This window comes from Pseudomonas sp. NPDC087615 (genome assembly GCF_044743445.1).
In the GTDB taxonomy this organism is placed as follows: Bacteria; Pseudomonadota; Gammaproteobacteria; order Pseudomonadales; family Pseudomonadaceae; genus Aquipseudomonas; species Aquipseudomonas baetica_A.
In genome coordinates this window covers 1-1361 of record NZ_JBIUWM010000145.1, presented here as the reverse complement: position 1 = coordinate 1361, position 1361 = coordinate 1, and the positions used below count along the sequence as shown (strand labels likewise).

General features: G+C 57.1%; 1 protein-coding gene. It reads right to left on the bottom strand.

The features are described 5' to 3' along the window. Positions 1–1361 (bottom strand): biosynthetic-type acetolactate synthase large subunit (gene ilvB / locus ACIOU6_RS27995; RefSeq protein WP_401139992.1); only part of this gene is annotated, 1361 nt, incomplete at both ends.

The following is a 1361-nucleotide window of genomic DNA, read 5'->3' as shown; positions in this document are numbered from 1 at the left end:
CCACATATCGCGCATGGAGCCGTCTTTGATCTGCATCGGGTAGACGTGCTCGCTGGTGTCGACCGAAATATCGATTATCACCAGGCGATCTTTCATGGCGAACGCCTCTTCCATCTTCGACTTCAAATCTTTCGAATCGGTGATGCGCACGCCAACGTGACCATATGCTTCAGCCAATTTGACGAAGTCAGGCAGCGATTCCATGTAGGAGTGCGAGTGACGGCTGCCGTAGCTCATGTCCTGCCACTGACGAACCATCCCCAGAACGCCGTTGTTCAGGATGACGATCTTCACCGGCAAGCCATATTGCAGGCAGGTCGACAGTTCCTGGATGTTCATCTGGATGCTGCCTTCACCGGTGACGCAGGCAACGTCGTCTTCCGGGAAGCTCAACTTGATACCCATGGCCGCCGGGAAACCGAAGCCCATGGTGCCCAAGCCACCGGAGTTGATCCAGCGATTAGGCTTGTTGAACGTGTAGTACTGCGCAGCGAACATCTGATGCTGACCCACGTCAGAGGTGATAAAGGCATCGCCCTTGGTCACTTCGCACAGGGTTTCGATCACGGTCTGCGGCTTGATCTTGCTGCCGTCACCCTTATCGTAAGGGAACAGGCCGCGATCACCGCGCCACTCATCAACCTGCTTCCACCAACTGGCCACGGACTCCTTGTTCGGGGTCTCGCCGATTTCCTTGAGAATCGCGACCATTTCGGTCAGGACGCTCTCTACCGGACCCACAATAGGCACGTCGGCCTTGATGGTTTTGGAAATCGAAGCCGGGTCGATATCAATGTGAATGATCTTGGCATTCGGGCAGAACTTCGCCGCGCCGTTGATCACGCGATCGTCGAAACGCGCGCCGACAGCCAGGATCACGTCAGCATGGTGCATCGCCAGGTTAGCGGTGTAGCTGCCGTGCATGCCGAGCATGCCGATGAACTGACGATCGGTACCAGGGAACCCGCCCAGGCCCATCAGTGTGTTAGTCACTGGCAGGTTAAGCATTTTCGCCAATTCGGTCAGCGGTGCGGAACCGTTGCCCAAAATCACGCCGCCGCCGGAGTACAGCACTGGGCGCTTGGCCGCCAGGAGCATTTCTGCTGCCTTGCGGATTTGCCCGGAATGACCGCGAACGGCTGGACTGTAGGAGCGCAGCTTGGCTTTCTTCGGGAAGACGTATTCGAACTTCTCGGCCGGGTTGGTCATGTCTTTCGGGATATCGACCACGACCGGGCCCGGACGACCGGATTGCGCCAGGTAGAAGGCTTTCTTCATGACTTCCGGGATTTCCGAGGCGTGCTTGATCATGAAGCTGTGCTTAACGATCGGCCGGGAGATACCGATCATGTCGGTTTCCT